At 73.9% G+C, this 25,408-nt stretch carries 24 protein-coding genes; 4 read left to right on the forward strand and 20 right to left on the reverse strand.

Translation table 11 applies throughout. The annotated features are described in order from the left end of the window. Nucleotides 1-8 precede the first annotated feature (8 nt). On the reverse strand, nucleotides 9-1,640 hold the full coding sequence (locus A3IG_RS0108940; protein ID WP_018383217.1) for an AMP-binding protein: 1,632 nt from the start codon (nucleotides 1,638-1,640) through the stop codon (nucleotides 9-11). Further along, the gene (locus tag A3IG_RS0108945; protein ID WP_018383218.1) at nucleotides 1,637-3,316 is read right to left on the reverse strand and encodes an AMP-binding protein; all 1,680 of its coding nucleotides are present in this window, start codon (nucleotides 3,314-3,316) and stop codon (nucleotides 1,637-1,639) included. Before A3IG_RS0108945 ends, A3IG_RS0108940 begins: the two co-directional genes overlap by 4 nt. 107 nt (nucleotides 3,317-3,423) lie before the next feature. Between A3IG_RS0108945 and A3IG_RS0108950 the strand changes: the two genes are divergently transcribed. Then, nucleotides 3,424-4,254 (forward strand): helix-turn-helix transcriptional regulator, encoded by an 831-nt coding sequence (locus tag A3IG_RS0108950; protein ID WP_018383219.1) that lies wholly within the window; start codon nucleotides 3,424-3,426, stop codon nucleotides 4,252-4,254. Between the two features lie 58 nt (nucleotides 4,255-4,312). On the opposite strand, the gene A3IG_RS0108955 is transcribed toward A3IG_RS0108950, so the two are convergent. The 9 genes from A3IG_RS0108955 to A3IG_RS0108995 form a co-directional block, all read right to left on the reverse strand. Continuing rightward, nucleotides 4,313-5,077 carry a GNAT family N-acetyltransferase gene (locus tag A3IG_RS0108955; RefSeq protein ID WP_026220053.1) on the reverse strand — a complete coding sequence of 255 codons (765 nt, stop codon included), beginning with the start codon at nucleotides 5,075-5,077 and terminating at the stop codon, nucleotides 4,313-4,315. Between the two features lie 57 nt (nucleotides 5,078-5,134). Beyond that, nucleotides 5,135-5,980: an amidohydrolase family protein gene (locus A3IG_RS0108960; RefSeq protein ID WP_018383221.1), complete on the reverse strand. Its 846-nt coding sequence runs from the start codon at nucleotides 5,978-5,980 to the stop codon at nucleotides 5,135-5,137. Continuing rightward, nucleotides 5,977-6,288: an L-rhamnose mutarotase gene (locus A3IG_RS0108965; protein ID WP_018383222.1), complete on the reverse strand. Its 312-nt coding sequence runs from the start codon at nucleotides 6,286-6,288 to the stop codon at nucleotides 5,977-5,979. Before A3IG_RS0108965 ends, A3IG_RS0108960 begins: the two co-directional genes overlap by 4 nt. Nucleotides 6,289-6,322: 34 nt before the next feature. Then, nucleotides 6,323-7,078, reverse strand: a complete 756-nt coding sequence (locus A3IG_RS0108970; RefSeq protein ID WP_018383223.1) for an SDR family NAD(P)-dependent oxidoreductase — start codon at nucleotides 7,076-7,078, stop codon at nucleotides 6,323-6,325. A 160-nt stretch (nucleotides 7,079-7,238) separates the two neighbouring features. Continuing rightward, nucleotides 7,239-7,853 (reverse strand): GNAT family N-acetyltransferase, encoded by a 615-nt coding sequence (locus A3IG_RS0108975; protein ID WP_018383224.1) that lies wholly within the window; start codon nucleotides 7,851-7,853, stop codon nucleotides 7,239-7,241. After that, a complete protein-coding gene (gene aceB / locus A3IG_RS0108980) occupies nucleotides 7,854-9,470 on the reverse strand; it encodes a malate synthase A (protein WP_018383225.1) in 1,617 nt (538 codons plus the stop codon). A gap of 151 nt (nucleotides 9,471-9,621) precedes the next feature. Then, entirely contained in the window at nucleotides 9,622-10,245 is a 624-nt protein-coding gene (locus A3IG_RS0108985) for a nucleotidyltransferase family protein (protein ID WP_018383226.1), read from the reverse strand. Nucleotides 10,246-10,427: 182 nt separating this feature from the next. Beyond that, nucleotides 10,428-11,906: a hypothetical protein gene (locus tag A3IG_RS0108990; protein WP_018383227.1), complete on the reverse strand. Its 1,479-nt coding sequence runs from the start codon at nucleotides 11,904-11,906 to the stop codon at nucleotides 10,428-10,430. A gap of 106 nt (nucleotides 11,907-12,012) precedes the next feature. After that, on the reverse strand, nucleotides 12,013-12,813 hold the full coding sequence (locus tag A3IG_RS0108995; protein WP_018383228.1) for an IclR family transcriptional regulator: 801 nt from the start codon (nucleotides 12,811-12,813) through the stop codon (nucleotides 12,013-12,015). A gap of 141 nt (nucleotides 12,814-12,954) precedes the next feature. Between A3IG_RS0108995 and allB the strand changes: the two genes are divergently transcribed. The 3 genes from allB to A3IG_RS0109010 all read left to right on the forward strand — a co-directional run bounded on the left by allB (nucleotide 12,955) and on the right by A3IG_RS0109010 (nucleotide 16,121). Further along, on the forward strand, nucleotides 12,955-14,301 hold the full coding sequence (allB, locus tag A3IG_RS0109000) for an allantoinase AllB (protein ID WP_018383229.1): 1,347 nt from the start codon (nucleotides 12,955-12,957) through the stop codon (nucleotides 14,299-14,301). Then, nucleotides 14,298-15,449 carry an allantoicase gene (alc, locus tag A3IG_RS0109005; protein ID WP_018383230.1) on the forward strand — a complete coding sequence of 384 codons (1,152 nt, stop codon included), beginning with the start codon at nucleotides 14,298-14,300 and terminating at the stop codon, nucleotides 15,447-15,449. The genes allB and alc overlap by 4 nt, the downstream gene beginning before the upstream one ends. A gap of 159 nt (nucleotides 15,450-15,608) precedes the next feature. Beyond that, nucleotides 15,609-16,121: an NUDIX domain-containing protein gene (locus A3IG_RS0109010; protein ID WP_018383231.1), complete on the forward strand. Its 513-nt coding sequence runs from the start codon at nucleotides 15,609-15,611 to the stop codon at nucleotides 16,119-16,121. 182 nt (nucleotides 16,122-16,303) lie between these two features. Here A3IG_RS0109010 and A3IG_RS0109015 read toward each other — a convergent pair whose 3' ends face one another. The 9 genes from A3IG_RS0109015 to A3IG_RS0109055 form a co-directional block, all read right to left on the reverse strand. Next, nucleotides 16,304-16,789: a GNAT family N-acetyltransferase gene (locus A3IG_RS0109015; protein ID WP_104530707.1), complete on the reverse strand. Its 486-nt coding sequence runs from the start codon at nucleotides 16,787-16,789 to the stop codon at nucleotides 16,304-16,306. 205 nt (nucleotides 16,790-16,994) lie between these two features. Continuing rightward, complete coding sequence (locus A3IG_RS29080; protein ID WP_018383233.1) at nucleotides 16,995-17,939, reverse strand: sensor histidine kinase; 945 nt, start codon at nucleotides 17,937-17,939, stop codon at nucleotides 16,995-16,997. 5 nt (nucleotides 17,940-17,944) lie between these two features. After that, nucleotides 17,945-18,208, reverse strand: a complete 264-nt coding sequence (locus tag A3IG_RS29085) for an STAS domain-containing protein (RefSeq protein ID WP_018383234.1) — start codon at nucleotides 18,206-18,208, stop codon at nucleotides 17,945-17,947. 374 nt (nucleotides 18,209-18,582) lie between these two features. Further along, the gene (iolD, locus tag A3IG_RS0109030; protein ID WP_018383235.1) at nucleotides 18,583-20,460 is read right to left on the reverse strand and encodes a 3D-(3,5/4)-trihydroxycyclohexane-1,2-dione acylhydrolase (decyclizing); all 1,878 of its coding nucleotides are present in this window, start codon (nucleotides 20,458-20,460) and stop codon (nucleotides 18,583-18,585) included. Next, nucleotides 20,457-21,332: a 5-deoxy-glucuronate isomerase gene (iolB, locus tag A3IG_RS0109035; RefSeq protein WP_018383236.1), complete on the reverse strand. Its 876-nt coding sequence runs from the start codon at nucleotides 21,330-21,332 to the stop codon at nucleotides 20,457-20,459. Before iolB ends, iolD begins: the two co-directional genes overlap by 4 nt. A 96-nt stretch (nucleotides 21,333-21,428) precedes the next feature. After that, nucleotides 21,429-22,418, reverse strand: coding sequence for a Cgl0159 family (beta/alpha)8-fold protein (locus A3IG_RS0109040; RefSeq protein ID WP_018383237.1), 990 nt, complete (start codon nucleotides 22,416-22,418; stop codon nucleotides 21,429-21,431). Further along, the gene (gene iolC / locus A3IG_RS0109045) at nucleotides 22,411-23,412 is read right to left on the reverse strand and encodes a 5-dehydro-2-deoxygluconokinase (protein WP_018383238.1); all 1,002 of its coding nucleotides are present in this window, start codon (nucleotides 23,410-23,412) and stop codon (nucleotides 22,411-22,413) included. The genes A3IG_RS0109040 and iolC overlap by 8 nt, the downstream gene beginning before the upstream one ends. Next, complete coding sequence (locus A3IG_RS0109050; RefSeq protein WP_018383239.1) at nucleotides 23,409-24,338, reverse strand: TIM barrel protein; 930 nt, start codon at nucleotides 24,336-24,338, stop codon at nucleotides 23,409-23,411. Before A3IG_RS0109050 ends, iolC begins: the two co-directional genes overlap by 4 nt. Further along, nucleotides 24,335-25,369 (reverse strand): Gfo/Idh/MocA family protein, encoded by a 1,035-nt coding sequence (locus A3IG_RS0109055; RefSeq protein ID WP_018383240.1) that lies wholly within the window; start codon nucleotides 25,367-25,369, stop codon nucleotides 24,335-24,337. The genes A3IG_RS0109050 and A3IG_RS0109055 overlap by 4 nt, the downstream gene beginning before the upstream one ends. Nucleotides 25,370-25,408 lie beyond the last annotated feature (39 nt).

A 25,408-nucleotide genomic window follows, 5' to 3' on the forward strand; every position in this document is an offset into this window, starting at 1 on the left:
GCCGCGGTTCAGCCGAGCAAACCGAGTTCCCGGCTGGCCCACGCGCGTAGATCCACCGTGCGGACCTTCCCGCTGGACGTCATCGGGAAGGCGTCCACGATCCGCACGTAGCGCGGCACCGCCTCGCCGGCGCCCCGCTGCTCGCAGAAGGCGCCCAGTTCCTCGGCGGTCAGGGTGCCGCGGTCGTCCCGCAGTACCACACAGGCCAGCACCTCCTGCCCGTACTTGCGGTCCGGGACGCCGACCACCTTCACATCAGCGATCTTGGGGTGACCGAACAGCAACTCCTCGACCTCCCGCGGGTACACCCGCCGCCCGCCCCGGACGATGACGTCGCCCATCCGGCCGACGACGGTGAGCAGGCCGTCTCCGCCCAGCACCGCGAGGTCCCCGGTGTGCAGCCAGCCCGCCTCGTCCACCACCTCGGCGGTGCGCTCCGGCTCCCCCCAGTACCCGAGCATCACCGAGTGGCCGCGGACGCACAGCTCACCGACCTCCCCGCGGGAGGCGGTGACCCCGGTGGCCGGGTCCACCACCTTGACCTCCAGGTGCGGCAGCACCTTCCCCACCGAGCCGGTGCCACGCCGGGTGCGGCCCGGGAGGCCCACCGACACCAGCGACGTCTCGGTCGTTCCGTAGCAGACCGACACCTGCGGCACCCGCATCTCGGTGACCACCCGGTCGACCACCTCGTCGGGACAGACGGCACCGCCCACCACGCAGGTGCGCAGCGAGGACAGGTCGTGCGCCGCGGTGTCGAGCGCGTCCAGCTCGGCGACGAACATCGAGGGCACCCCGTACAGCGAGGTGGCCCGCTCCCGGGCGACCGCCCGCAGCGTCGTGTCCGCGTCGAACCGCGGGCCGGGCAGCACCAGGCACGCGCCGTGGCTGGTGGCGGCGAGACTGCCCAGCACCATCCCGAGGCAGTGGTGCAGCGGCACCGGCAGGCAGATCCGGTCCCGGTCGGTGTACCCGAGCAGCGTCCCGACGACGTGGGCGCTGTTCAGGACGCTGTGGTGGGACAGCACCGCCGCCTTGGGGAACCCGGTGGTGCCCGAGGTGTGCTGGATGGCCACCGGGTCGTGACAGGACAGCGCCGCCTCGCGGTCGGCGAGGTCCCGCGCGGCCACGCCGGTGCCGGCGGCCAGGAACCGCTGCCAGGACGGCGCGCCGACGCACACCACGTCGCGCAGCCCCGGGCAGTCGGCGCGGACCCGCTCGACCGCCGCCGGGTGGTCCCGGCCGTCCAGCGGCAGGTGGGTGACCAGGAGCCGCACCCCGGTCCTGTTGAGCACCTGGCGCAACTCCGCGACCCCGTGCAGCGGGTCCACGTTGACCAGGACGGCCCCGACCCGGGCGGCGGCGTGCTGGGTCAGCGTCCACTCGGCGCAGTTGGGCGCCCACACACCGATCCGGTCCCCCCTGGCGATCCCGGTGGCCAGCAGCCCGCGCGCCACCTCGGTGACTGCCCGGTCGAACTCCGCGTAGGTCCAGCGGCGGCCGGTGGCGCACTCGACCAGCGCCTCACGGGACGGTAATGCCTCCACCGTGCGCCGCAGGCGCTGGCCCACCGTCTCGGTGGTCAGGGCGACGTCACACCCACCGAAGGCGTAGGCGGGGTCCGCGGAGAGGGTCCTCATCGGCCGTCCTCCCGGTACTCGGTGGCGGGCGTGTCGGGCCGGTCCGCCTCCCTGGCGCGCAGCTCGGCGCGCCTGATCTTGCCGGATATCGTCTTCGGCAGCTCCTGGAACTCCAGGCGGCGGATGCGCTGGTAGGGCGCCAGGTGCTGACGGGAGTGGGCGAACACGGCGCGCGCCGTCTCGGCGGTGGGCTCCCATCCCTCGGCGAGCGCGACGAACGCCTTGGGCACCGCGAGCCGCAGCGGGTCGGGGGAGGGGACCACGGCCGCCTCGGCCACCGCCGGGTGGGTCAGCAGCACGCTCTCCAGCTCGAACGGGGAGATCTTGTAGTCGGACGCCTTGAACACGTCGTCGGCGCGCCCGATGTAGGTCAGGGCGCCGTCCTCGCCGCGCGAGGCGATGTCGCCGGTGTGGTAATAGCCGCCGGCCATCGCCTCGGCGTTGCGCTCCGGGTCCCCGTGGTAGCCGGTCATCAGCCCCATCGGCCGGTGGGCCAGGTCCAGGCAGATCTCACCCTCGTCGGCGGGCTCCCCGGTGACCGGGTCGAGCAGGACCACCCGGTAGCCGGGGCAGGGCACCCCCATGGTGCCGGGGGTGAACGGCCTTCCGGGCGGGTTGGCGACCTGCAGGGTGGTCTCGGTCTGGCCGTAGCCGTCCCGGACCGTCACCCCCCAGGCCCGCCTGACCTGCTCGATCACCTCCGGGTTGAGCGGCTCCCCGGCGGCCACCGCCTTCTTCGGAGGGGTGGCGAGGCGCCCCAGATCGGCCTGGATCATCATCCGCCACACCGTGGGCGGGGCGCAGATGCTGGTGACGCCGCCCCGTTCCATGTGTTCCAGGAGCCGTTCGGCGTCGAACCGGGCGTAGTTGACCACGAAGACCGTCGCCTCGGCGTTCCACGGGGCGAACAGGGAGCTGTAGGCGTGCTTCGCCCAGCCCGGGGAGGAGATGTTCAGGTGGACGTCGCCCGGCTCGAGACCGATCCAGAACATGGTGGACAGGTGCCCGACCGGGTACGAGGCGTGGGTGTGCTCCACCAGCTTGGGCTGGGCGGTCGTGCCCGAGGTGAAGTACCGCAGCAGCGGGTCCCCGGACCAGGTGGGACCGGTCGGCTCGAAGGTGGTGGAGCTGTCGTGGCTCGCCCGGTAGTCCAGCCACCCCGGCACCGGCTCACCGACCGCGACCCGGGTGCACCCCCCGGTGGCCCCGGTCAGTTGGGGGGCGACCTGCGAGGTGGCGATCACGTGGCGGGCCCGGCCGCGTTCGATCCGGTCCGCGAGGTCGGCGGGGCCCAGCAGGGTGGTCGCCGGGATGACCACGGCCCGCAGCTTCATCGCCGCCAGCATGGTCTCCCACAGCTCGACCTGGTTGCCGAGCATCACCACCACCGGGTCCCCCGGGCCCACCCCCTGGGCGGCGAGCCAGTTGGCCACCTGCGCGGAGCGCTCCGAGAGGGCGGCGAAACCGTAGCTCTCCTGGGAGCCGTCCTCCTGGGCGATGCACAGCGCGGTGCGGTGGTTGTCCCGGGCCAGCCCGTCGAACCAGTCCAGGGCCCAGTTGAACTCGCCCAGCTCCGGCCAGGTGAACTCGCGGTAGGCCGTGGCGTGGTCGCAGCGGTGGGTCAGCAGGAGGTCGCGGGCCTCACGGAAGGCACCCACTCCCGTCGCGTCGGCCATGTTTCCTCCTGGTGGTCGCGCCGATAGATTCTCACCTGTGGATGAGTTCAATCGTGGGTGACTGATCCGACTCCCACTACCCCCGAACGAGGGGAGGAGGAGGCCGAGTGGGCGATGAGACGGGGGACATCCGGTCCGCCCTGTTGACCCTGCGCCGGGTCAGCGGGCTACCGGTCGCCTTCGGGGGCTTCTTCACCGCGCAGGACCACGTCCGGATCAGCGAGCTCACCGGGAACGTCGGCAACTCGCTGCGCGGTCTCGCGGTGGCCGCCGGCAACGGCCTGGGCGGGAAGGCCGCGGCGCTGGCCCGTCCCGTCTCGGTCGCGGACTACCCCTCAGCCCGGACGATCAGCCACGAGTACGACGGCGCGGTGGCCGCCGAGGGGATGCGGGCCCTGGTCGCGGTGCCGGTCATCGTCCGGCGCACGGTCCGGGCCGTCCTGTACGGGGGGCTGCGGCAGCCACAGGTGCTCGGTGACCGCACCCTGACCGCGGTGGTCTCCGCCGCCAGGGAGCTCGAGCAGCGCCTGGTCGCCCGGGAGGAGGCCCAGCGCATGCTGTCCCACCTGGGTGCTCCGGGCACCGACCCCGCCTGGGAGGAGGTCCGCCAGGTGCACGCGGAGCTGCGGGCGCTGGCGGTCCGGGTGGGCGACGAGACGCTGCGCGCCCGGCTCCACGACGCCAGCGCCAGGTTGGCCGCCGCGGCGGCCCCCGCCGGGGAGCGGCCCGCGGGGCCGACCACCCCCGGGCTCTCCCCGCGGGAGATCGACGTCCTGGCGATGGTGGCCAGGGGCCGCACCAACGCGGACACCGCGGAGCAACTCGGGCTGCGCACCGAGACGGTCAAGAGCTACCTGCGTTCGGCGATGCGCAAGCTCGGCGCGCACACCCGCCTGGAGGCGGTGGTCACCGCCCGGCGCACGGGCCAACTCCCCTGAGCCGTGCGCACCGCCGGTGCCCGCCCGACGGGTGGCGCCGTCCGCCCCGGCGGGGGCGTCACAGGTGCGGGCGCAGCCGGTGCCGGACCCAGACGTTGGGTTCCACGTAGACGGCGTGGTCGTGCGTGGTGTCACAGTGCACGGGCGCCAGGGCGCCCGGCACCTCCACGTCGCCGTCGCGGTCGAAGGGCAGACCGGTCCACCGCCGCCAGTCCTCCAGGGAACCGCTGATCGTCCTCGACGCCGGGGCGACCCCCTCGATGGTGCCACCGGCCCTGACGTGCACCCGCAGCCACGGGTCGGTCGGGAGCCCGTCGTCGCGCCGCTGGAGGACGTACTCGGCCGTGGACAGCCGAGGCTGCTGGTGCTTGGCGGTGGGGCGGGTCGGGGCCACCAGCACGTCGTGGCCCTGTCGGCCCGCCGCGGCCGCCAGGGCCACGAGCATCCGGCGGGAGAGCCCCCGACCGAGGTGGCCGGCGTCGACGGTGATGTCCAGGGCGCTGACCGCGGTCGCGGGGCGGCCCCGCCGGTGGTCGGCGAACGCCCACACCAGTACCCGGTCCCAGCCCTGGTCCGGGGTCTCGGTGCGGCCGGGACGCCCCGCGTCGAACGGCGCGCTGCGCCCCCGGGCGACGACCCGGCCCGCGGCGGTCGCCACCACGCAGTACCACGGGAACTCCTCGATGACCCGGTGGAACAGGGCGTTGCCCACCGGGTCGTGGAGCATGAACGCCGGCCACTCGTCGTTGATCTCGTAGACCCTGGGGATCAGCTCGGGCCGCTCGGCGCAGGTGGTGATGGTGATGCCGTCGATGTCCGTCACACGCCCGTAGCGTGCCAGAACGACCACGGTACGTGACGGGTTTCGGCGGCGTGTCGGTCAGGCGCGCAGGCCGTAGACGCGGACCGCGGTCCCACCGAACACCGCCGCGCGTTCCCCCGCGGTCAGCCCGTCGGTCAGCTCCCGCGCCGCGCCGAGCACCCGCGGGTAGGGGGCGGCGAGCAGACAGACCGGCCAGTCGGAGCCGAACATCAACCGGTGCGGGCCGAACGCGTCGAGCGCGGTGTCGGCGAACGGGCGCAGGTCGGCGACGGTCCAGTCGGCCCAGTCCGCCTCGGTGACCACGCCGGAGAGCTTGCCCACCGTGTTGGGCAGCGCGGCCAGCGCCCTGATCCGGTCCGCCCACGGCTGTCGGGCGCCGTCGGCGATCGGCGGCTTCCCCAGGTGGTCGAGGACGAACGTGAGCTCGGGGACGGCCCTGGCCGCCTCGATCACCATCGGGAGCTGGTCCGCCGTGACCAGCGCGTCGTAGACGAGACCGGCCCGGGCCACCGCCGTCAACCCGCGCAGCACCTCCGCCCGGAGCAACCACCGCGGGTCCGCCTCGGCCTGCACGGGGTGGCGGATCCCCACCAGCCGGTCCCCGCCGGGGAGTTCCCGCAGGCGCCGCAGCTCGTCCTCGACGCCGGGCGCGGTGAGGTCCGTCCAGCCCACCACCCCGGCAACCAGGTCGTCGTCGTGGGCCAGGGCCAGGAACTCCGGGGTCTCCTCGGGGACCGGGATCGTCTGGACCAGCACCGTGCCGTCCAGTCCCGCTCCGGCGGCCTGCTCGCGCAGGTCGTCGAGGCCGAACGTCCGGCGGATCGGCGCCATCCGCGTGCCGCGGATCCAGTCCTGGTCCCGCACGGACAGGTCCCACACGTGGTGGTGGGCGTCGATGATCACAGTTCCCACACCACCGGCAGCGACGCGTCCGCCCCCTGCGCCGAGTAGTCGTGGACCACCTCGAGCAGGTCGGACATCCGGGCCTGCCAGGCGATGTTGGCCGGCAACTCGGACAGCTCCGCCAGCAGCCGGGCGTAGTCCTCGCACTCGATGACGTGGAACAGGTGGGTCCCGCTGCGCCAGATCGTCCACGAGGTGGCCCCGGCGGCCCGGATGGCCGCGGTCAGCTCCGCGGGGACCCGGCGGTGGGCGGCCTCGTAGTCCTTGATCCGATCGGCTCGGACCTGGGTGTGCAGGGCGACTCTCACGTGTCGTACCTCCCTCTTCCTCGACCCGCGGCGGTCACGTGGTGGCCGGGCGCAGCCGCAGGCCCTGCATGCCCCCGTCCACCGCGAGCGCGGTCCCGGTGACCGAGGCCGCTGCCGGGCTGGCCAGGTAGGCGATGGCGGCGGCGACCTCGTCCGCGGTGACCAGCCGGCCCATAGGCTGGCGGGCGTTGAGGGCGGCGCGCTCCTCGCCGGGATCCTCCGCGGCGTCCAACAGACGGCCTACCCAGGGGGTGTCCGCGGTACCGGGGTTGACGCAGTTGACCCGGATGCCCTCGCGGACGTGGTCGGCGGCCATCGCCAGGGTGAGCGAGAGCACGGCGCCCTTGGTGGCGGAGTACAGCGCCCGCTGGGGCAGTCCCGCGGTGGCGGCGATGGAGCAGGTGTTGACGATCGCGGCGTGTGGCGAGTTCCGCAGGTGCGGCAGGGCGGCCCTGGTGGTGCGCACCATGCCGACGACGTTCACGTCCCACAGCCGGTGCCACTGGTCGTCGTCGTTGTCCTCCACGGTGCCGGCCGCACCGATCCCCGCGTTGTTCACCAGCACGTCCAGGCCGCCGAGTTCGTCCACCGCCCGGGCCGTCGCCGCACGGACCGAGGCGTCGTCGGAGACGTCGGCGCGGTACGGGCGCAGCGGCGGGGCCACGGTGTCGGGGGCCAGGTCAAGCACCGCGACGTCCGCTCCGCGTGCGGCCAGCAGCCGAGCCGTGGCCTCCCCGATGCCGGATGCGCCGCCAGTGACGATGGCCTTGAGCCCTTGGAAGTCGGTCATGTCCGCCGACTCTATGGACCAGTACGGTGAGATGACAAGAAGTGCTCATACCACCTGGAGAAGAAGGCGCAGGTTTATGTAGCGAATGCCCCGATATGCCGAGGGGTCCTGTGTCCTTCGATGAGCGATTGATCGGATGACTTCGGGTGTGAGTGGCCGGCTACCTCCGAGGTGCGTCCTGCGTCGCACCCGCTGCCCCGGGGGAGTCGCGCCCGGCCCCCCGGCGTCCCCAGTCATCGACGAGCAGGCCGTAGAGGAGGTCGTCGGTCCACTCGCCCTTGATCCACGTGTGTTGGCGGCGCAGCCCCTCCCGCTGGAAGCCCACCCGCTGGAGGAGCCGGGCCGACCTGGTGTTGCGCGCGTCGCACTCGGCGGAGACGCGGCGCAGGCCCCGTCGCTCGAACAGCTCCCGCAGGACCGCGCACACCGCCTCGGTGGCGTGTCCCCGGCCCTGCCACCGGGTGGCGAAGGTGAAGCCGAGGTCCGCCTGCATCCGGTTCTCGTGGAGGTTCACCCCCACGTCGCCGATCAGACACCCCTCGGCCCTGTGCTGGACCGCGTACTGGAACCACCCGGGACGCTCGGGGTCGCCCGCGGTGAAACGGCGGACGAGCGACGCGGCGGCCTCCGCGGACACCGGCACGGTCCAGCTCTGGTAGCGCGCGACCTCCGGGTCCGAACGGTAGGACGCCAACGTCGGGACGTCCTCGGTCCTGAAGCGGCGCAGGTACAGCCGCGGTGTCTCCAGCAGCGCCCGGGGGTGCTCGGGACGCACCTACCCGAGCAGTTCGTACGCGGGCAGGGTGAGGAAGTCCACGTACTCGTCGTCGAGCGCCACCTTCAGCAGCAGGTCGTGGGCCTGCTGCCAGCGACCCGCGGCGAACGCCGACTCGCCGAGCTCGGCGCGCAGGGCCTCCAGCTCCTGCGCGGCCACCGTGCGGACCGCCTCGGCGTCCACCATCTCCCCGGTGTCCAGCACCACCGCGTTGTGCACCCACTGCCAGATCTGCGAGCGGGAGATCTCCGCGGTGGCGGCGTCCTCCATCAGGTTGAAGATGGCCACCGCGCCCAGGCCGCGCAGCCACGCCTCGATGTAACGGATGCCGACCTGCACGGCGTTGCGCAGACCGTCCGCGGTGGGCTTGGCGCCGGCCGACGCCACGTCGAGCAACTGCGCCGCGGTCACCCGCACCTCCTCGCGCAGCCGCTCCTTCTGGTGCGGCCGGTCACCGAGGACCGCGTCGAACGAGGCCCGGGCGACCGGCACCAGGTCCGGGTGGGCCACCCAGGAGCCGTCGAAGCCGTCCGCGGCCTCCCGGTCCTTGTCCGCCCTGACCTTCTCGAACGCCCGGGCGTTGGCCTCCGGGTCACGACGGGACGGGATGAACGCGGCCATGCCCCCGATGGCGTGCGCACCCCGCCGGTGGCAGGTACGCACCAGCAGCTCGGTGTAGGCACGCATGAACGGCGCGGTCATCGTCACCGCGTTGCGGTCGGGCAGCACGAACGCCTCGCCGGCGTCCCGGAAGTTCTTCACGATGGAGAACAGGTAGTCCCACCGTCCCGCGTTCAGCCCGGCCGCGTGCTCCCGCAGTTCGTACAGGATCTCGTCCATCTCGAACGCCGCGGTGATCGTCTCGATCAGCACCGTGGCGCGGACCGAGCCCTGGGGGACGCCCAACGCGTCCTGGGCGAAGCAGAAGACGTCGTTCCAGAGCCGGGCCTCGAGGTGGCTCTCGGTCTTCGCCAGGTAGAAGTAGGGGCCAAGACCCCGGTCGAGGAGCCGCTTGGCGTTGTGGAAGAAGTAGAGACCGAAGTCGACCAGTGCTCCCGGCACCGCCCGGCCCTCGACCGTCAGGTGCCGCTCGTCCAGGTGCCAGCCACGGGGCCGCACCACCACGGTGGCCAGCTCCTCGTCAGGGCGCAGGGCGTAGCTCTTGCCCCCGGGGGCGGTGAAGTCGATCCGCCGGGCGAAGGCGTCCATCAGGTTGAGCTGCCCCAGGACGACGTTCTCCCAGGTGGGTGCGGAGGCGTCCTCGAAGTCCGCGAGCCAGACCCGGGCCCCGGAGTTGAGGGCGTTGATCGTCATCTTGCGGTCGGTGGGGCCGGTGATCTCCACACGGCGGTCGTTGAGCGCGGGCGGGGTGGGCGCCACCCGCCAGTCGCCGGCGCGGACCGGTGCGGTCTCGGGCAGGAAGTCGAGGGTGCCGGTCCTGGCGATCTGGGCGCGGCGCTCCCGGCGGCGGCGCAGCAGTTCGTCGCGGCGGGCGACGAACTGCTGGTGCAGCGCGGCGACGAAGGCCAGTGCCTCCGGGGTGAGCACCTCCTCCGCGCGCTCCACGGGGCCGGGGGCGTCCACGACGGCCTGTGGGGGCGGCGCGGTTGCGGGCATGGGCGGTCACTCCTTCCGCGGGCGCCGGACCCGGCCAGGCGCCGACTAGTGATCGGATAGTAGTTTCTGCATTGTGGAAGGACAAGGAGGGCGGCGCGGCGCGGAACCGGCGCGCCGTCGGACCACCTGAAACCGCCTCAGCCGGTACGGCTCACCTGGGAACGGACCCGTCGTCCCCGCCACCGCCCCAACTGGGGGACTCCAACAACAGCAGGTCACCGGGGGTGTCGATGTCGTTGGGCGTCGCGACGTCCGCGCACTCCACCAGCGTGAGCCGGTCCTGGTGGGAACGCAGGAACTCCCGGGCACCCCGGTCGCCGCGCGCACCCGCGGCGACATCCGCCCAGTGACCCGCGGCGATCAGCACGGGGTGACCCCGCCGGCCGCGGTAGGCGGCGGCGGCCAGCTCGGCCCCGGCCCGGTGCGCGGCGAGCAGCCTCGCCACCGCCGGCGCCCCGATCCCCGGCTGGTCGACCAGGGACACCAGCACAGCCGTCGCCCCGGTGCCCTCCAGCGAGGCCAGGCCCACCCGCAGCGAGGAGCCCATCCCCGTCTCCCAGTCGGGGTTCGGTACCACCGCGCACTCCAGGAGCCGGGCGCGGGCCCCCACCTCCTCGGCGGCGGCCCCCACCACCACGTGGACCCGGGCGCACCCGCCGGCGTGCAGCGCCTCCACCGCGTGCTCCACCAGCGACCGCCCCCGGAAACCGAGCAGCGCCTTGGGCCTGCCGCCCAGGCGCCGCCCACCGCCCGCGGCGAGCACCAGCCCGGCCACCGGCCCGGTTCGCTCCGGCGCGACGACGCCGGGGTCCGGCGCTCTGGGCCCGGTTCGCTCCGGCCGGTCCTCCCGGGGTCGCCCCGGTCGTTCGTCCCTCACGGGACCACTACACCACTGCCGTGCCCGGTGCGCCGGCTGACCCGGCCGGCTGCCCGTGCCCCGGGTCGCCCCGGCCCGGGTCAGCGCGTCGGGTACGCCCCCAGGGCGCCGGAACGCAGGAACAACCCCGCCTCGGACGAGACGAACACCGGAAGCGCGGTGTCCTCGTCCAACCCCTCGGGGGCCTTGCCGGAGGTCAGCGAGGTCTCGACCGCGAAGGCCGACACCGGTGCCTCCTTCGACCCGAAGTCGTGGGGGAAGGTGCCGTAGGTGATCCCCTGGTCGTTCTCGTAGGTCACCCCGAACGCCCGCCCGTCGTCGTCCACCGCGGTGAGGGTGACGGCCTTGTTGGTGTGGGTGCCGGTGAAGCACCTGCCCTTCCGCTCGTCCAGGTCGAACCCGACCTGACCGGAGACCAGGAAACGACCGTTGGGGGAGAGCTGGGTGAGTGCCTGTGCGGACAGCGGCCGCACGGAGGAGGTGCCGAACTCGATGGAGGTCAGGTCGCAGTCCACCGAGGTGACCAACCGGCCGTCCTTCAGGTCGTGCACGGCGACGACGTCCCGCTTGGCCTCCTCGTCGCTCTCCGCCCCGGGGAACATGGTCCAGTCCACGACCAGGTAGTCATCGACCACGGCCAGCGGAGTGGCGTCCGCCGCGCCCCGGGGCGCCACCTCGGTGCTGTTCCAGGCCGTGCCCACGGTGAAGCCGTCGACGCAGGGGACGAAGTCCGGCCCCCTCCTGCGGTAGTCGCAGTAGCTCTGCTGGGAGTACAGCGAGACGACCCCGGCGCGGGTGGTGAACTCCGGGGTGGCGTGGGCCGAGCAGACCGCGCTCGGCGGCATGTCGTCCGTGCGGCAGGTGGTCAGCTCCTCCTCGCTGGTGGCGGGAACCTCCCGTTCCGCACCGGTCGCCGGGTCCACCGCGACCAGCTTCCCACCGGACCTGGCGGTCACCAGCAGCCCGTCGGTGACCGCACCGACCTCGCTGTCCTCGAACTCGAAGTGCCGTTGCGCGGTGGCCTTCCCGGTGGCTGTCATCGGCACCGTGTCCACGGTCACCAGGGGACGTGCCCTGGAGACGGCGTTCGTCGGAGTGGTGCCCTCCCGGATGATCACCGCCAGCTCGCCGCCCTCGCCGTCGGCGGTCACCAGGACGTCGGTCCGCACGTCCTCCAGGGCGGTCGGCGTGGTGAAGGTCCACGCCTCCTCACCGCCGTCCAACCGCCGCGCGTGCACCCTGCCCTCGTTGTTCATGACCTGGACGAACAGTCCGCTGGCCGGTGCCACCGCCCAGGAGCCGTGGGACTTCGAGTCGGGCTCGGTGACCGCCTCGGTCCAGCCGCGGGCGTTGTCGAAGCCGGCCGGCACCGGGAAGCGGCTCTCCGGCGGCAGACCGGAACTGGCGCTGTTCGAGGGGGCAGAGGTGCGGGACGGCCGTGCGGACTCGGACCTCTCCTGCGCGCGGCGGTCGTGCTCCTTGCGGGCCGGCGGGTCCGAACTGCACGCGGTGACCCCCAGCAGGGCGGTGCACACGGCCAGGATCAGGGTCTTCTTCATCGCTCGCGTCGGTCCCGCCTCCTCGGTCCGGCGCCGACCCTATAGCACCCGGGTGCCCGTCGTCCCACGGCAACGGCCGTATCCGGTCCGGACGTTGGGGAACGGATCAGCCCACGGTCGCGCCGGCGGCGGTGAGCTCCCGGGACAGCCGGCGGGCCGCCTCCCGGAGCACCGGGACGATCCGCTCCGTGGCGGCCTCGCTGACCCGGCCGGCCGGTCCCGAAATGGAGATCGCCGCGGCGGTGGGGGAGTCCGGGATGCGCACGGCCAGGCAGCGCACCCCCAGCTCCTGCTCGTTGTCGTCCATCGCGAAACCACGCTCCCGCACCTGACGCAGCTCCCCGAGGAAGACCTCCGGGTCGGTGATGGTGTGCCCGGTCGCCGCCGGCATCCCGGTGCGCGAGAGCAGCGCCCGCACGTCCTGGTCCGGCAGGCCGGCGAGCAGCGCCTTGCCCACCCCGGTGGCGTGCGGCAGCACCCGCCGGCCGACCTCGGTGAACATCCGCACCGAGTGGTGCGAGGGCACCTGGGCGACGTACACCACGTCGTCCCCGTCGAGCAGCGCCATGTTCGCGGTCTCCCCGGTCTTCTCCACCAACTCCACCAGGCACGGCCGCGCCCAGGCACCGAGCAGCCTGCTTGCGCTCTCCCCGAGCCGGATCAGCCGCGGACCGAGCGCGTAACGGCGGTTGGCCTGCTGGCGCACGTAGCCGCAGGCGACCAGGGTCCGCACCAGCCGGTGGATGGTGGGCAACGGCAGCCCGGTGCTGGCCGAGAGCTCGCTGAGCCCCACCTCGCCCCCGGCGTCCGCCATCTGCTCCAGCAGGCCGAACGCGCGCTCCAGGGACTGCACCCCACCCGAGGAGGAACGGCCGTCGGAGGGACTGCTGGGGCTGACAGACGGCACGAGATGGTCCTTTCCGGGCCGCTTGGCTGGTCCCCGCAGCTTACCCTTCGGACGAAACGGGGTTTTCGTCAAGCGAAAGAAGGACAGCCTGCCGTCAGGCATTGGCCCTGGGTTCCCCCAGGGCCCTGGAGGGAGGCACGGGTGCCCGTCGATCTCGTACTCCGGTCCACCCGGACCGTCACCCCGGAAGGCGAGCGCCCCGCGACGGTGGTCGTCAGCGACGGCCGGATCGCGGCGGTGCTCGCCCACTCCGCCGAGGTCCCCGACCCGGCCGCGGTGGTGGACCTCGGCGACGACGCGCTGCTGCCCGGCCTGGTGGACACCCACGTGCACGTCAACGAGCCGGGACGCACCGCCTGGGAGGGGTTCGCGACCGCCACCCGGGCCGCCGCCGCGGGCGGCGTCACCACGCTGGTGGACATGCCGCTGAACAGCGTCCCGCCCACCATCGACGTCCCCGCCCTGACCGCGAAGCGGGCCGCCGCCCGCGGTCAGGTCCACGTGGACGTCGGGTTCTGGGGAGGGGCGGTCCCGGGGAACGCGGTCGAGTTCGGCCCCCTGCACCGGGACGGGGTGTTCGGCTTCAAGTGCTTCCTGCTCCACTCCGGAGTGGACGAGTTCCCCCCGCTCACCCCCGGGGAACTGGACACGGCGGCGCGCGAACTCGCCCGGCTGGGCGCCCTGCTGGTGGTGCACGCCGAGGACCCCGACGCGATCGCGTCGGCGCCCCGCAGGGCCGGTCCGGTCTACGCCGACTTCCTCCGCTCCCGCCCCGGGGCCGCGGAGAACACCGCGGTGGCCGGACTCGTGGAGCTGGCCAGGCGCACCGGCGCCCGGGTCCACGTCCTGCACCTGTCCTCGGCCGGGGCGCTGCCGCGGCTCGCCTCCGCCCGGGCCGACGGGGTCCGCATCACCGCGGAGACCTGCCCGCACTACCTGACCCTGGCCGCGGAGGAGGTGCCGGACGGGGCCACCGCGTTCAAGTGCTGCCCGCCGATCCGCCACCGGGACAACCAGGACGCGCTGTGGCGCGGCCTGGCCGCGGGCACCATCGACTGCGTGGTCTCCGACCACTCGCCGTGCACCCCCGAGTTGAAGTGCCAGGACAGTGGCGACTTCGCCGCGGCGTGGGGCGGGGTGGCCTCGGTGCAGCTCGGGCTGCCCGCGGTGTGGACCGAGGCGGCCCGGCGGGGACACGGCCTCGGCGACGTGGTCCGGTGGATGAGCGCGGCCCCCGCCCGCCTCGCCGGGCTGCACCGCAAGGGCGCCATCGCCCCCGGCCGGGACGCCGACCTGGTGGCGCTCGCCCCGGACGAGGAGTTCACCGTGGACCCGGCGGCGCTGCACCACCGCAACCCGGTCACCCCCTACGCCGGTCGCACCCTGCGCGGCGTGGTGCGCTCCACCTGGCTGCGCGGCCAACTCGTCCACGACCGGGGGACCTTCAGCCAACCCGTGGGACAGCTCATCGAGCGAGGTGCGGCATGAACCAGCAGACCGGTACCGACGACGACGCCCACCACGCGCGGCCCTACACCGGCGGTGACCCCTACGCCGACTACCGGGCGGGCCACTTCCCGTTCACCGCGCACACCGACCTGGCGGACCGCCGACTCGGCGGTGGCGTCCTCGCGGCGAGCGACGAGTTCTTCGCCGAGCGGGAGAACCTGCTCTCCGTGGGCCCCGCACGGTTCGACCCGGCGGCGTTCGGTCCCAAGGGGAAGGTGATGGACGGCTGGGAGACCCGGCGCCGCCGGGGACGGGACGCCGAGCACCCGCACCCGGACGACGACGCACACGACTGGGCACTGGTCCGGCTCGGCGCCCCCGGGGTGGTGCACGGCGTCGTCGTGGACACCGCGCACTTCCGCGGGAACCACCCCCGGGAGGTCAGCGTGGAGGGCACCGCGCTCACCGGGACGCCGGGCCCCGAGGACCTGCTCGCCGCGGACACGCGGTGGACCGAGCTGGTGCCCCGCAGCCGGGTGGCCGGGCACGCCGCCAACGGCTTCCCGGTGTCGGCCCCGCGCCTGACCACACACCTGCGGCTGCGGCAGTACCCGGACGGGGGCGTAGCCCGGCTGCGGGTGCACGGGGAAGTGGTGCCCGACCCGCGGTGGTTGGCCGCCCTGGGCACGTTCGACCTGCTCGCCCTGGAGCACGGCGGCACGGTGGAGGCCGCGTCCGACCTCTTCTACTCCCCGCCGGGCAACCTGCTGCTGCCCGGTCGGGCCACCGGTATGGACGACGGGTGGGAGAACCGCCGCCGGCGCGACCGGGGCCACGACTGGGTGCGCTTCCGCACCGCCGGCCACGGCGTCGTCCGGGCCGTGGAGCTGGACACCGCGCACTTCCGGGGCAACGCCCCCGGCTGGGCCGCGCTGCACGGCTGCGACACCACCACCAGCGCCGACCCCGCCGACCCCGACTCGTGGTTCGAACTGCTCGGCCGCACCGCGCTGCGGCCCGACACCCAGCACCGGTTCCGTGACCTGCCGGCCCGCCCGTGCACCCTGGTGCGCCTCGAGGTGCTCCCGGACGGGGGCCTGGCCCGGCTGAGGCTCCACGGCACCCTCACCAGCACCGGCCAGCGCACCCTCACCGAACGCTGGGCCACGCTCACCGCACCGCACTGAGCCCCCGCGGGCCCGGCCCGGTGGACGCCCACGGCGGCGGGGCCGGCATTCGGCTGCCACGTGGGCACGCGGCCGATACGCGCGGGCACCACGGACTGCGCGTCGGGCGAGAATGCTGCTGCTGGCCGACATCATCACCCCCAAGGGAGGCACCTCCCCATGAGGCCGACGCCCGCCGACCCGGAGGCCTGGAATGCCTATCTCGCCGAAGGGAACGCCACGCAGGCACGCAAACGTGTCGCGGCCGACGTGCTGCTGCGTGACGGGGCTGGACGCGTGCTCCTGGTGAACCCCACGTACAAACCGGGCTGGGACCTCCCGGGGGGAATGGCCGAAGCGAACGAGGCACCTGAGGCAGCGGTGACCCGGGAGCTGGGCGAGGAGCTGGGACTGGACATCACCCTGCGAGGCCTCTTGGTGGTCGACTGGGTTCCTCCGCATGGGCCGTGGGACGACCACATAGCCTTCATCTTCGACGCAGGGACCCTCGACGCACGTCAGACGCGGGAGATGCGGCCCCGGGACGACGAGCTGTCGGAGGCGGTGTTCGTCCCCTTGAACGAGGCGCGGGAGCTGCTGGAGGAACGGCTCCGGAACCGGCTCGACGCCGCGGTCCAGTCCCTTGAGAGACGAACACCGACATATCTGCACGATGGCCAACCGGCGTGGTAGGGGAGTCCGTGCTTGTTGTCAGGTTGCCCTGGTGAACTCCGGCCACCGCAGTCAAGGAACGCGCCCGTATCCGCGGCGAGGAAGGCATCCGCTGGGGGGTCGTCCCCTCGCCGCGGCGGGTTGACCCGTGCCCGGGACCTCAACCACCGGGCCGCGGGGCGGTGTTGCCACGGGTCATGCCGTCAGGTGAGCGGGCCCTGGCCGGCGGGGACTTCGAAGACGAGTTCCAGACCGTCCTCTTCGTCCCACTGTTCCCCGACCTCCACGAAGCCGAAGCCGGAGATCGTGGCCAGGGACGCCGCGTTGTCGGGACTGATCGTCGCCCGCACGGTGGTGACCGCCGGCTCGGCGGCGGCCCGGCGCAGCAACTCGGTCAGCGTGGCCCGCGCATACCCCTGCCGGCGGAACTCGGGAGCGACCGAGTAGCCGATCTCCACCATGCCCGCCTCGTCCGGGGGTCCGTGGAACCCCGCGTGTCCCACGACGAGACCCTCGTCCCCGACGACCGCCTGCCGCGCCATCCACCGGGCGTGGTCGGGAGCCGCGGCCATCTGACCGAGGCGGAACCTCCACAGCCACCGCGCCTGGTCGCTCACGAAGTACTCGGTCAGCGCCACCCCGGCGGTCCTGCTGGCCGCGGGCAGGTCTCCGTCGAGCAGAGCGGACATCACCCCGCCGGACAGCTCGACGAAGCGCACGCGCTTCGCGCTGCCGGGGAACGGTCCTGGGCGATCGGCTTCATCGGTCACCGCGCAATGATCGTGAGGTTCCCGGAAGGCGTCCAGCGGATTTCGGAGTGACTGATCGCCCGGGACGTTCCGGCACCAACCGCGACCGCACACTCCGACCCGGCGAACGTTCCCGGCCAGAGCACTAGAGGCAGTACGTCAGCCGTACCGTGCTCCCATCCGGCCGGAGGCGGACCTGAAGCAGGTCGCAGAGTTGTCGCACCGCCCACAGGCCGTGGCCGCTGCGGGTGGTCGGGTCGGCGGGCAGGTGGCCGGGGAACGGGGCGCCGCGGGCGCCGCTCCCCTCGTCGGTGACCTGGAGCACGAGCGTGTCGTCGGTTCGCCAGCTCAGGAGCTTGCCCCGGCCGCCGCCGTGGCTGAGGGCGTTGGTCGCCACCTCGTTGGTGGCGAAGACCAGGTCCAGGCCGCGGGCCGGGCCGAGGGCGGCGTGCCGGGCGCAGACCTCCGCGAAGGCCCGCACCATCGCGAGGTCGCCGTGGCCGAAGTCCAGCTCCCTGGCGTGCGGCGGGGCCGGGCTCAGCGGCCGGGCGTCGCACTGGGCGGTGAACGTCTCGGGGTCGGTGTACCTCTCGCTGTCGGTGGGGTCTCCCGCGTCCAGGGCCATCTCGGGGTGGGTGCGCGCGGCGGCGTCCAGCACCCAGGGGTCCAGGTCAACGGCGTTGTAGGGACAGAGCAGTCGCGCTCCGGTGTCCGCCAGCGCCACGTTGACCAGCGACTCGTACCGGGTCCACTCGCAGAGCTGGACGGAGGAGCGCCCGGGCCACAGCGGCTCCCCGACCACCCGCACCCGGCGCGGCGGGCAGGTGCGGTCGCCGACGTACCGGTGGTACGCGGCCAGGGTGCGGGCCGGCGAGTCGTACCAGGTCTCGGCGTCGGCGAACTCCACCGCCGCGGCGTCGCCGCCGAGCGCGCCGCACAGCAGGTCCCGGTTCTGCGGGGTGGTCACCACCAGCAGGCAGTCGCCCTCGCGCAGGCCCTCGCGCAGGTACGGCACGGTGCCGCCGAGGAACCCGGCGGCACTGGTGTACCGCAGGGCCCGGTGCTCGAACGCCGCTGTCGGTAGCGCCACCCCACTCACTCCTCGACGAATCCCAAGCCAGGGGTGCGGTCCCAGCCGACCAGCTCCATCACCTTCCGCAGGTGCGGTGACAGGGCATGCAGGTAGAGCCGCCTGCCGTCCGTCAGGTCCCGCGCCGTGGAGACCACGAGTTCCAGGCCGGCCACGTCCATGAACTGCAGTTCCGACAGCTCCAGATGGATGTCACCCCCGTCGTGGAGGAGCGTGCGCAACGCGCTGTGCAGGACGGGGACGGTGAACGCGTCCACGTCCCCCACCACGCGCAGACCCGAAGGTTCATAGGTTCGAGCGACCCTCAACAAGCCGCTCTGGTACAGCACGTCCACGCGGCGCCCCCTCCCGATGAGGTGCGACGGGCCCAGCGTAAGTTCGGCCCCACTGCCCTGTCACCAATGCCCGCGGCGGTCGTCCGCCGTGGGCACCGGGGCACCCTGTCCCGTGGCCACCGGCCGGGCGGGACCGGAGAGTCCCTGTTCACTCCGGTTGGTCCCGCATGGCTGCTGCGTTTCCCGTACTTGAGTGCGAAGCAGAGCGTAACCATCCGACGACGGTCGCGGAACTACCGAACTCGTGACTCGACGGAGACGCGAGTTCGATCCCAGCGGGATCTTCTCCCGGGGCTCGCGCACGGCGGTCACGGAGTGCGCAAGTGGTGCCGTTGGGCGGTCCTGGCCGTGACGTAGGCCGCATGCGCTGATCGGGTGGACTCCCGGGTGGACACCTCGGCCACCGGCACGTCCCACCACGCCTCGGCGGGCGGCCCTGGGACGTCCGGGTCGGTCTCCACGTGGACGGCGGTCGGCCGCGTCGCCTCCCGGGAACGGAGCAGGGCCTGCCGCAGTTCGGCCGCGGTGCCCGCCCGGAACACCTGGAGGCCCAGGCTGGCCGCGTTGGCGGCCAGGTCCACCGGCAGCGGCTCCCCGGTGAGGCGGCCGTCGGCCCCCGGGAACCGGTACGCGGTGCCGAACCGCTCCGCGCCCACCGACTCGGACAGGCCGCCGATCGAGGCGTAGCCGTGGTTCTGCACGATCACCAGGTTGATCTTGACGCCCTCCTGGACCGCCGTCACCACCTCGGTCGGCAGCATCAGGTAGCTGCCGTCGCCCACCAGCACGAAGACCTCCCGGTCCGGGGCGGCGAGCTTCACCCCGATCCCGCCGGGGATCTCGTAACCCATGCAGGAGAAGCCGTACTCCACGTGGTACTGCTTGGGGTCCCTGGGCCGCCACAGCTTGTGCAGGTCGCCGGGGAGCGACCCGGCCGCGTTCACCACCACGTCCCGGTCGTGGAGCACCGCGTCGAGCGCCCCCAGCACCTGTGTCTGGCTCGGCCGGCCGGTTCCCGAGGCGGCGAACGCCCGCCGGGTGACCTCCCGCCAGCGGTCCGCTGCCACCGTGCCGGCGCGGGTCCACTCCGGGTCGGCACGGTGCCCCCGCAGCGCCGCGGCCAGTGCCTCGAGACCGGCCCTGGCGTCGCCGACCAGGGCGGCCCCGGCCATCTTGTGGGCGTCGAACGCGGCGACGTTCAGGTTGACGAAGCGCACCCCGGGGTCGGCGAAGAGGCTGTGCGAGGCGGTGGTGAAGTCCGAGTAGCGGGTGCCCACGCCGATCACCAGGTCGGCGTCCCGCGCCGCGGCGTTGGCCGCCGCCGTGCCGGTGTGTCCCACGGCGCCCAGCGCCTGCGGGTGGTCGTGCCGCAGCGAACCCCTGCCGGCCTGGGTCTCGGCCACGGGAACCCCCGACGCCTCCGCGAACGCGGCCAGCGCCGCCGTGGCCTCGCTGTAGATGGTGCCGCCCCCGGAGACCACCAGCGGACGCCTGGCCGAGCGCACCAGGTCGGCGGCGCGTGCCACGTCCTCCGCGTCCGGCACCGGGCGGCGGACCCGCCACACCCTGGGCTCGAACAGCTCCCGCGGCCAGTCGGCCGCCTCGGCCTGCACGTCCTGGGGCAGCGCCAGCGTCACCGCGCCGGTCTCCGCCGGGTCGGTGAGCACCCGCATCGCCTGGAGCAGCGACGGCACCAGCATCTCCGGGCGCCAGATCCGGTCGAAGTAGCGGGAGACCGGGCGCAGCGCGTCGTTCACCGAGACGTCGTACGCGTGCGGCACCTCGAGCTGCTGGAGCACCGGGTCGGCCCGGCGGGTGGCGAACACGTCACCGGGCAGCAGCAGCACCGGGACGCGGTTGACGGTGGCCAGCGCGGCCCCGGTGACCAGGTTGGTGGCGCCCGGGCCGATGGAGGTGGTGCACGCCATGGTGGACAGGCGGTTGTGCATCCGGGCGTAGCCGACGCAGGCGTGCACCATGGCCTGCTCGTTGCGGCCCTGGTGGAACGGCATGTCGGCTTCCTGGAGCAGCGCCTGGCCCACCCCGGCGACGTTGCCGTGGCCGAAGATGGCCCAGGTGCCGGCGATCAGCCGGCGGCGGACCCCATCGCGTTCGGTGTGCTGGTGGGCGAGGAAGCGGACCAGTGCCTGGGCGACGGTCAGACGGACGGTGGACACGGCGTTCACGTCCCTTCGGGCGCGCGGTACAGCGGGAGCCGGGGGTCGATCCGCTGGTCGGGCCAGGTGTCGCGGATCCAGGCGTGGTCCGGGTCGTCGCGGATGCGCCAGGCCCGGGTGGGGTCGGGACCCGCCATCACGTTGAGGTAGTACATGTCGTAGCCAGGCACCGCCATGCTCGGGCCGTGCCATCCGTGCGGGATCAGCACGCAGTCGCCGCTGCGCACCTCGGCGAGGAGGTCCCCGCCCCGGCCGGGCGAGGAGGCGGAGACCCGCTGGTACCCGATGGCGGACGGGCCACCGGCGAATTCGTAGTAGTAGATCTCCTCGAGCCGGGACTCGTCCGGTCGCGTCTCGTCGTGCTTGTGCGGGGGGTAGGACGACCAGTTGCCGCCGGGGGTGAGCACCTCCACCGCGATCAGCCGGTCGGCTTCGAAGACGTCGGCCGCGGCGAAGTTGTTGACCTGCCGGCTGGCGCTGCCGGCGCCGCGCAGCTCCACCGGGACACCGCCCGCCGGCCCGTACCGCGCGGGCAGTCTGCGCTCGCAGCGGGCCCCGGCCAGGGCGAACCGTCCCGGTGCGGAGCAGGCGACGGTGACCAGGGCGTCCCTCGGGGCGTACACGAAGTCGCTGACCGCGTCGAACACCCCGCTGCGCCCCTCCAGTTCGAAGGTCTCGTGGTCCACCCGCACCACGCAGCCGCCGGACAGCGGGAGCACGATCCATTCGCTGGAGCCGGTGGAGAAGGTGTGGGTGCCGTCGCGGGGCAGTTCGAGCACCCGCAGCGAGCAGTAGTCCCAGCCGGCCGTGTCGGGGTCCACGGCCAGGGCGTAGCCGTCCTCGCCGCCGGTGGTGGCGGCCGGCAGGTGCCGTGTCGTCAACGTGCGGGTCTCCCTTCTGCGCGCGGGCCCGGGGGCCCGCGGGTCGTCACCCGTGGCGGCGTGCCCCACGGGGCCCGGGGGTCGGTGCCGGCGGTCTCAGGGGTGCAGCAGTCCGACCGCGGTGTCCACGGCGGTCGCCACGTCCCCGTCCGCCGGGAACAACATGGTCCTCCCCACGGTCAGGCCGCGGACCTGCTCGATCCGCAACGCGTTCCGCCAGGACGCGTACATCGCCTCCGGGTCCTGGCTGCCGTCGCCGCCGAGCAGCAGGGTGGGCAGGGTGGTGGAGGCCATCATCCGCTCCATGTCGTCCACCACCGGGACCTTGAGCCAGGTGTGGGCGGAGGTGCGGCCCAGGCCCTGGGCTATGCCGTTGGCCAGGATCTGCGCGTCCGCGGTGAGCACGTTGCGCGCCCTGCCGGCGTGCCGCCGCGAGGTGAACGGTTCCACCAGGGCGAGCAGCCGGCGTTCGGCCAGTTCGTCCACGGCCCTGGCGCAGCCGGCGAGGGTCCTGCTGGTGCCGTGGTCCGTGGGGTCCACCCGCAGCAGCATCTTCCCGCCGTCCAGGCCGCCGGCGGCGATCCCCTCGGCGTCGTAGCCGGTGAACCGGTCGTCGAGCTCGAACGACGCGCCGGGCAGCCCTCCCCGGTTCATCGAGCCCAGCACCAGCTTGCCCTCCAGCGCGCCGAGCAGGGCCAGGTCCTCCACGAGGTCGGCGGTGCCCAGGAAGCCGTTCACCCCCGGCCGGGACAGGGCGACGAGGCAGCGCGCGAGCAGCTCGTGCCGGTCGCCCATGGCCACCGGGTCGCCGTTGGCGGCCACCGCGCCGCGGGCCGGGTGGTCGGCGGCCAGCACGAACAGCGGTTCGGCGAACCCCGCGGGGGCGAACCGCCGCCGGTCCCGCAGCGCCCGCCGGACGGCGTCGGGGTCGGTGGCGCGCAGCCGGGTCAGCTCGGAGACCCGGTCGCGCACGGCGTCGGCGTACCCGGCCGCCGGGGTTCTTCGCCCGGCCGGTCGCGGGACCGGCGGTGCGGTCACCGGTGCGCGGGTGACGGGCGTGGGGCCCAGGGGCGCCGGGTCAGCCATGTCCACCCTCCGCGGTCGGCACCGGCAGCGGGCACCGCGGATCGTCCGCCGCGGCGTGCCGGGCCAGCAGGTCGTCCACCTCGGCCAGCGTCGGCATGTCGTCGGCGCAGGCGTGCCGTCCGGCGACCAGTGCCCCGGCGGCGTTGGCCACCTCCAGTACCCGGCGCAGTGGCCAGCCGGCGAGCAGCCCGTGGCAGAGCGCGCCGCCGAACGCGTCGCCCGCGCCGAGCCCGTTCACCACCCGCACCGGCACCGGGCGCAGCCGCACCTCGGCGTCGGCGGTCCTGGCCAGCACCCCGTCCGGGCCGAGCTTGACCACGGCCAGCCGCACCCCCCGGGCCAGCAGCAGGTCCGCGGCCCGGTCCGGGTCCCGGGTGCCCACCGCCACCTCGACCTCGTCCACGTTGCCCACGGCCACCGTCGCGTGCTCCAGCGCCCGGGCGTACCAGGGGCCCGCCTCGGCGGGGTCGGACCAGAAGACCGGCCGGAAGTCCAGGTCGAAGACGACGTCCCGGCCGGGCCGCACCGCGCAGGCGGTGAGCAGCGTGGAGCGGGTGGGCTCCACCGCGAGCGCGCTGCCGGTGATCCACAGGATGCGCGCCCCGGACACCGCCGTCCGGTCCAGGTGGTCGCCGGTCAGGCACTGGTCGGGTGCCTTGGGCCGACGGTAGAAGTAGAGGGGGAAGCGGTCCGGGGGGAAGATCTCGCAGAACACCACCGGCGTCTGGTGGTCCGGCACGGTGACCACCAGGGCGTCGTCCACCCCGAACCCCCGCAGCGCCTCCCGGACGTAGTCGCCGAACGGATCGGCGCCGACCCCGGTGAGGACGGCGGTGTGCCGGCCGTACCGGGCGGCGGCCACCGCGACGTTGGTGGCGGTGCCGCCCAGGTACTTGGCGAAGGTGCTCACCTGGGCCAGCCCCACCCCGCTCTGCAACGGGTACAGGTCCACGCCCACCCGGCCGAGGGTGACCACGTCGTGCGGGGGGCTCACCGGGCCCTCCCCGCCCGTTCGCGCCCGATCAGCTCCAGGTGCTCGAGCGAGGCCCGGACCTCCGCGACCGGCCCGGCGCCCGGGGCCGGCTCGGTGCGCAGCACGGTGTCCTGCTCGAGCACGTACCAGCCCCGGTAGCCGTGGTCCTCGAGGGCGGTGACGACGGCCCGCACGTCCACCGCCCCCCGGCCGAGCGGCAGGTACATCCCGGCGGCCACCGCGTCGGCGTACCCCACGCGCCCGTCCCTGACCTCGCCGGCGGTGGCGGCGTCCACGTCCTTGAGGTGCACGTGGGCGACGCGCTCCGGGGCGCGTCGGGCCAGCTCCACCGGGTCGCCGCCGCCGACCAGCAGGTGCCCGGTGTCCAGGCAGAGCCCGATGCCGCTGCCGTCGAGCACCCGGCCGACCTCGAGGGGGGCCTGGACCATGGTGCCGACGTGCGGGTGCAGCACGGCGGTGACGCCGGCGTCCGCCGCCGCGGCTGCCGCCAGGTCGAGGTTGCGCAGCAGGGTGTCCCAGCCCTCCGGGTCCAACGCCGGCCGGTCGTCGTATCCGTGCTCGCCGGTGGCGGCGGCCAGCACCAGGGTGCCGGCCGCGGCGGCGACGGAGCGGGCCAGGGCGGAGCGGACCTCCGGCAGCGGGTCGTGGTCCGGTCGGTGCAGTACCAGGGGCACGAAGCCGCCCACCGCGGTCAGACCGTGCTCGGCGAGGACCGCTGAGCGCCGTTCCGGGTCGTCGGGCAGGAACCCGTCGGGGCCGAACTCGGTGGCGCGCACCCCGAGCGCCGCCATCTCCGCCAGCACCCGCTTCGCGGGGAGTTGGTGGCCCCACCCGGGCACCTCGCACACCCCCCAGGAGATGGGGGCCGCGGCGATCCGGTGGATCAGTCCGGGCCCGGCGCTCTCGATCCCGCCGCACCCGGTCACGCCGGTACCGCCGTCCCGGCGAGGCGGGTGTGGTCCTCGATCTCGCTGAGCGCCACGGGGCGGCGTTCGCGCCGGGACAGTTCGCAGGCCTCGGCCACCTGTAGCGCGCGCAGCGCCTCCACCCCGGGGCAGGGGTTCTCGGCCTCGCCGGCGACGACCCGGACGAAGGTGGCCAACTCGGCCCGGTACGCGGCGTCGAACCGGTCGAGGAAGCCGGCCCACGGCTGCCGTCCCGGTGGCCCGGCGTCCGGCTCCACCGAGGTGAGCGGGGTGCGGGTGCCGACGCCGACGGCGATCTGGTCGGCGGACCCGGCGAGTTCCATCCGCACGTCGTAGCCCGCGCCGTGGTACCGGGTGGCGGTGGTGGTGGCCAGGGTGCCGTCGTCCAGGGTGAGCACCGCCGCCGCGGTGTCCACGTCGCCCGACGCCCGGAAGAAGTCCTCGCCGCCGGCCGTGCCCATGGCGTACACCTCGGTCACCTCGCGTCCGGTCAACCAGCGGATGACGTCGAAGTCGTGGACCAGGCAGTCCCGGTAGAGGCCGCCGGAGAGCGGGACGTAGGAGGCGGGTGGCGGCGCGGCGTCCGAGGTCACCGCCCGGATGGTGTGCAGCCGTCCGAGCCGGCCGGAGCGCACGGCGTCCCTGGCCGCCAGGTACCCGGCGTCGAACCGGCGTTGGAAGCCCATCTGGAGCACCGTGCCGGCGGCCTCCACCTCGCGCAGTGCGGCGACGGTGCCGGCGAGGTCCACCGACACCGGTTTCTCGCAGTACACCGGCAGCCCGGCCCGGGCCGCGCGGACGATCAGTTCGGGGTGGGAGGCGGTGGCCGTGGCGATCACCACGGCGTCCACTCCGGCCCGGAACACCGCGTCCACCCCGTCCAGCGCGCGGGCGCCGGCCTCGGCGGCCACCCCCGCCGCCCGGCCGTGGTCGACGTCGGCGACCAACAACTCGCTCACTCCAGGGGTCCCGGTCAACGCCGCCGCGTGGAAGGCGCCGATCCGTCCCGCGCCGAGCAGTCCGATGCGCATGGAAGTCCCGTACTTTCGTGTCCGGGGGCCGCCGTCGCG

Origin of the sequence: Wenjunlia vitaminophila DSM 41686 (assembly GCF_000380165.1) — a bacterium.
Taxonomy (GTDB): domain Bacteria; phylum Actinomycetota; class Actinomycetes; order Streptomycetales; family Streptomycetaceae; genus Wenjunlia; species Wenjunlia vitaminophila.